Raw genomic sequence first — 6,176 nt, forward strand, 5'->3', positions numbered from 1 at the left:
TCAGTCGGCCGCAAGGCTGAATGGCTCACCCAGGGTTTGCTGATACTGGCTGGGTTTGGCTATTTGCTGCACCACTAAGTCCTGATAAATACAGGGTTGCAGCAAAGGTTCAAACTGTTCTACTTGCTGATTGTCTTCATCCAGCCAGGCGTCTATCAGGGCGCTGTCCTGCGGAAACATCATCGGCGTTGATTTGGAATGGATGTTTTGTAGTTTGGGGTGGGGCGGCAAGGTAATGACCGAGCAGGAGGTGATGCTTTCGCCTGTTCCGGAGTGGGTCCACTCTTTACACAGGCCAGCCATAAGTAGCGCGCCATCTTTGGCCTGCATATCATGGCAGTGCAACAGTTTACCTTTTTGATATTCTGACTCACCAAAACCTGTTACCGGGATCAGGATGCGGCTTTGTCGAAAAGGACGATACCCGGCTTTTCTGGGATTATTCAGACTGTCGTAGCGGGTATTGATACTGGTGTACCTTGAGGGTTTGAATCCGGTTTCAGTGGCTTCCAGCAATAGCCACCACAAGGCATTTTCCATGAAGCGTCGGCCGTTTTTCTGACGCACCACAGACACCTTGTTAGCGGCGCCTATGTAGCGCTGAAAGATTTGTGGCTCATACCCCAGCTCGATATCCATGGCGTCGCATAAGGCTCTGACGCCGGGCGCATCGGTGACATTGAGTCGGCCACACATCAGCTAGTTTTCCGTATCGGACTGTGGTTCACTTTCCGAAGGTGTGGCTGATGCCGGCGCAGCCAGTTCTATTTCCACACTATCCACTCGCTGCAACCCTCTGGGCAGTTTGTTGCCACGTCGGCCTCGTTCACCGCGATAGTGTTCAAGATCTTTACTGCTGAGCATCATGGCACGCTTACCGGCGGTCACCTTCACAGATGCACCTTCAGGTACCACTTCCAGTACACTGACATATTCTTCCCGGGACTGACTGCGGGCAGACGGGATACTGATGATCTTATTACCTTTACCTTTGCCTAAACTGGGCAAGTCTTTCAGTGGAAACAGCAATAATCGGCCTTCGTTGGAAATAGCCATACACCAGTCGGTTTCCAGGTTGTGTACCCGTCTGGGACGCAAGGTTTTCGCGCCTGTGGGTAACGACAGGTATGCCTTACCAGCTTTGGCTTTGCTTAGCATGTCGGTAAACTGGCCTACAAAGCCATATCCGGCATCGGAAGCCATCAGGAATTTCTGACTGTCTTCCGCCATGATGGCGTGTTTGAAGCTTTCACCGGCCACCACTGAAAAGCGACCGGTAAGGGGTTCGCCCTGGCTTCGGGCAGACGGCAGATTATGGGCGTCACAGGAAAAGGCTCGCCCTGATGAATCCATAAACACCACCTGCTGATTACTGCGCCCTTTGGCACTGCTGAGGAATTTATCACCGGCTTTATAGCTCAGGCCCTCAACATCCACGTCGTGACCTTTGGCGCATCTTGCCCAGCCTTTCTCTGAAAGTACCACGGTAACCTGTTCGGACGGCACCAGTTCTTTTTCCGACAGGGCTTTAGCTTCGCTGCGCTCCACCAGTGGTGAGCGGCGGTCATCACCGTACTTTTCGGCATCGGCCAGAATTTCTTTTTTGATCAGGGTTTTCAGGCGGCGATCTGAGCCCAGTAATTGCTCCAGTTTTTCCCGCTCGGCGTTCAGTTCGTCCTGCTCGCCTTTAATCTTCATTTCTTCCAGTTTGGCAAGGTGACGCAGTTTTAATTCCAGAATAGCTTCCGCCTGCGTATCGGTCAGGGCAAAGCGCTTCATCAACTCCTGCTTGGGTTCGTCTTCGTAACGAATTATGCGGATCACTTCGTCAATGTTTAAAAAGGCAATTAATAAACCTTCTAAAATATGCAGGCGTGCCAGTACTTTATCTAGGCGATACTGCAGACGACGGGTTACGGTGGCTTTGCGGTATTCCAGCCACTCTCGCAGGATCATGGCCAGGTTTTTCACCTGAGGCCGTCCGTCCAGGCCAATCATATTGAGGTTAACCCGGTAGTTCTTTTCCAGATCCGTGGTGGCAAACAGGTGTTGCATCATTTGTGCGACATCCACCCGGTTGGAGCGGGGTGTCAGCACCAGTCTGACCGGATTTTCGTGATCTGATTCATCCCGCAAATCACTGACCATGGGTAACTTCTTAGCGGTCATCTGAGCGGCTATTTGCTCCAGCACTTTAGCCCCGGATGCCTGATGTGGCAGGGCCGTGATGACAATATCACCATTGTCTTCGTGATAAACCGCGCGCATTTTTACTGAGCCCTTACCGGTTTCATACAGCTTGCGAATGTCGTCTTTGGGCGTAATGATTTCCGCTTCGGTGGGGTAATCGGGGCCCTGCACGAAGGCCATAATTTCCGACAACTCGGCTTTGCTGTTATCCAGCAAATGGGCACAGGCGTTCGCCAGTTCTCTGACATTGTGGGGCGGTATGTCAGTCGCCATACCCACAGCGATGCCGGTAACACCATTGAGTAAGATATGAGGCAATCTGGCAGGCAGCACTTTCGGTTCTTTTAAGGTGCCATCGAAATTGGGTTGCCAGTCAACCGTGCCCTGTCCCAGCTCCTGTAATAACACTTCACTAAAGCGTGATAACCGGGCTTCGGTATAACGCATGGCAGCAAAGGATTTGGGATCGTCCGGGGCACCCCAGTTGCCTTGTCCGTCCACCAGTGGGTAGCGATAGGAAAAAGGTTGGGCCATCAATACCATGGCTTCGTAACAGGCTGAGTCACCGTGGGGGTGGAACTTACCTAATACGTCACCTACGGTACGGGCGGACTTTTTGTATTTCGCATTGGCACTTAAGCCTAAATCTGACATGGCATAAACGATACGTCGTTGTACCGGTTTTAAACCGTCACCAATGTGCGGTAATGCCCGGTCCATGATGACGTACATGGAATAATTCAGATAGGCATCTTCTGCGAAGCGGCGGATGGGGAGTTGCTCCACGCCATCCTGAGAAATAGTAATGTCGTCGTTCATGGATACTGTGTTGTCACTGTCATAAGAATAATTGTAATTCGACAATTCGAACGACAGGCGTTAGGCCTGCCGCTCAGTGCGATATTCTGATGTTACTTTTGGTAGGTCACTCTGTAAATGGCATCGGCAAAATCATCGGAAATTAACAGGCTGCCATCGGGCATAGGCAGGAATGCGACAGGCCGTCCCCACACTTCGTCACCGGGTTGCAGCCAACCGTCAATAAAGGTTTCGTATTTTTCCACGCCAGTTTCCGTTGTTGTGGCCATCATAACCTTGTAGCCCACTTTTGAAGAGCGGTTCCAGGAACCGTGTTCTGCCACAAACAGTTTATTTTGATACTCTGCCGGAAATTGTTCGCCCTGATAAAAGTGAATGCCCAGCGGCGCCACATGAGCCCCTAACCGGGCAACGGGCGGGGTATAGTCCTCAGGTTTTTTGCCTTCGCCAAAGTCCGGATCCGGAATATCACCACTGTGAATATAGGGATAGCCAAAGTGCTGACCTTCTTTACTGACCCGGTTGATTTCGCACGGTGGCAGATCGTCTCCCATCCAGTCGCGGCCGTTGTCGCTGAACCACAATTCCTGGGTTTTGGGATGCCAGTCAAAGCCCACACTATTGCGTACCCCTCTGGCCACCCAGGTGCGTTGGCCGCTTGCCAGATCGTATTTCAAAATTGAGTCGTAGCGTTCATCATCAAACTCTTCACCGCCTTTGGTAATACAGACGTTGCAGGGTGTACCCACAGGCACATAAAGCTGACCATCGGGGCCAAAATCTATGTTTTTCCAGCCGTGGTGCCGGTCACCGGGTAAATCATTAATGATAACTTCACCCTTTCCCGGTGAGGCCAGGTTGGACTCGATATTACTGAATTTTCTGATCTGACTCACTTCAGATACATACAAATCACCGTCTTTAAATGTCAGCCCAGAGGGCATCACCAGATCACTGGCAATTTTCACCACCTTATCAGCTTTACCATCTCCATCGCTGTCGATGACGGCGTGAACCAGGCCAGCACTGCGACTGCCCACAAAAACGGTGCCTTTATCACCCAGGGCCATTTGCCGGGCATTTTTTACTTTGTCAGCATACACTGAAATGCTAAATCCATCCGGTAGGTTTAACTTGTCCAGTGGTAAAGCGGCGTTTGCCAGACCTGAGCCTAGCAGGCTGGCGGCGAGAATTAATTTGCGCATAGTGGTAATCATATTTCACGAACTGATTGTTATGTGTTAAAACATACCATTGGCACAAGTCCCTCGACAATGTTTTCTGTTTATTAGAATCGTCTGCCAACGTTGATAGCGGTTATAAAATGAAAAAAACACAGCTTTCCCATACCCGATCCTGCCTATTTGTATTGGCGTTGTTATTCAGCTTTCCCGCCTCCGCGCTGATCCAATTGTTTAACAGTGAAGAGGCCACCCAAATAAACAAGCAGCTTCAGATACTATGGGAACCGACGGGCACAGCGCTGTCAATCGACCAGGTTTTAAAGCAGAAAAACGCCTTTTCCTGGCCCGCTGATGGCAATCCGAATTACGGATTTTCTGACAAAGGCATCTGGTTTTTGGCGGAAATTGCGAATGTCAGCAACAATACCGACTGGATTGTGGATGTCGCCTTTGCGCAAAACGATCTGGTGGACTTTTACCTGGTCAGCGACGGTAAGGTCATTTCTGCGGTGCAACAGGGCAAAATTCGCGGGCAACAACTGCATCGCTTTCCCACCTTTCGCATGAATTTACCTTTTAACAAAGAAATGCAGTTGTTTATCCGGGTACAAAGTGCCGAGCAGGCACTGGTGGTACCGATCAATATAGAGTCCGCGCCATCCTTTGAATCCACGGTGGCACAGGACAATATCTGGTGGGGCATATTTTACGGTGGCCTGGTGATTTTATTGTTATACAACATAGTGTTGTACGTGGTTACCCGGGAAATCAGTTTGCTGGCTTACGTGGCGTATATCGGCGCGGCAATTTTGTGGCAGTTCGTCTGGGGCGGCCACAGTCAGCTGGTTTTGCCCATCGCGGCGAATGTCTGGTTTTCAGCTCATACCGATGTGTTGTTTTTGCTGGTGGGGTTGGGCGCGGGTTTGTTTACCCTGACTTTCCTGGATGCCGTACAAACGGCACCTAAAAGCGCCCGATTTATTCGTGGGATCATGCTGGGCCTGGGGTTGTTACTGCTTCTGGCACTGAGTGATCTGCTGCAGCAAACCCTGCAAAATTATCTGGTTTACGCGTTTTCGGTGGTGGCCATATGCTTGTACCTGATAGCCGGGCTGGAAAGCTATTTTAACAATTTCAAACCGGCCCGTTATTTTGTGTTTGCCTGGAGTGTCCTGCTGACTGCCGCGCTGGTGGGTATGTTGGGATTAATCGGGATATTCCCGTCAAATCAGTTTACGACCTATTGTTTTCAGGTGGGGGTATTTTTCGAAGCCGGGCTATTTTCCGTAGCCTTAATCGAAAAAACCCGTCACAAACTGGAGTCCGATGTTAATTCCGTTACCGCCGATATGCGCAATAATATCGAGATCATCGAAGAGCAAAACGTCCATCTGGACATTGCCCGCAAAGAAGCTGAGCGGGCCAGCAAGGTCAAAACCCAGTTTCTGGCCAATATGAGCCATGAGATCCGCACACCACTAAACGCCATTATTGGGTTTAGTCAGGAGTTATCTAAACAGAGCCTGCCACTGGAACAGCAGGAGCATGTGCAGATCATTAATCAGTCTGCCACCAATTTGCTGGCGATTGTCAACGATGTGTTGGACTTCTCAAAAATAGAAGCCGGTAAATTACAAATTAATCAGGAAGCCTTTTCGCCCGGTGATTTGCTGGAAGAGTTGGTGTTTGTATTTGCTAAGGACGCGCAGAAGAAGGGCCTGAAGTTTTATTATGAACCCTGTCCATTGCCGAAAAAGCTGGTGGGTGACCCGGCGCGAATTAAGCAAGTGCTGACTAACCTGTTGAGCAACGCCATTAAATTCACCAATAAAGGTTCCATTACCCTGAACATTAAATCGCAGCAAAAGCTTAACGATATGCTGGAGTTACAGGTTAAGGTCGGGGACGGCGTTTTTCAAGGTAGTTGTCGCCTAAGCCGTTAAGCTGCTTCTTTTTTGCTCTCCGGATTAAGTTCCACAACAT

4 protein-coding genes are annotated in these 6,176 nt (G+C 50.1%); 1 reads left to right on the forward strand and 3 read right to left on the reverse strand.

The features are described 5' to 3' along the window. The 3 genes from AC0J20_RS09665 to AC0J20_RS09675 form a co-directional block, all read right to left on the reverse strand. Positions 1 to 696 (reverse strand): SOS response-associated peptidase family protein, encoded by a 696-nt coding sequence (locus AC0J20_RS09665; RefSeq protein WP_473021510.1) that lies wholly within the window; start codon positions 694 to 696, stop codon positions 1 to 3. A 3-nt stretch (positions 697 to 699) separates the two neighbouring features. After that, positions 700 to 3,009 carry a DNA topoisomerase IV subunit A gene (parC, locus tag AC0J20_RS09670; protein ID WP_473021511.1) on the reverse strand — a complete coding sequence of 770 codons (2,310 nt, stop codon included), beginning with the start codon at positions 3,007 to 3,009 and terminating at the stop codon, positions 700 to 702. A gap of 92 nt (positions 3,010 to 3,101) precedes the next feature. Further along, entirely contained in the window at positions 3,102 to 4,214 is a 1,113-nt protein-coding gene (locus AC0J20_RS09675; protein ID WP_473021512.1) for a PQQ-dependent sugar dehydrogenase, read from the reverse strand. Positions 4,215 to 4,333: 119 nt separating this feature from the next. Here AC0J20_RS09675 and AC0J20_RS09680 point away from each other — a divergent pair, with 119 nt between their 5' ends. After that, on the forward strand, positions 4,334 to 6,136 hold the full coding sequence (locus AC0J20_RS09680; RefSeq protein WP_473021513.1) for a 7TMR-DISM family protein: 1,803 nt from the start codon (positions 4,334 to 4,336) through the stop codon (positions 6,134 to 6,136). Positions 6,137 to 6,176 lie beyond the last annotated feature (40 nt).

The sequence above is a fragment of the Planctobacterium sp. R6 genome, from assembly GCF_055755215.1.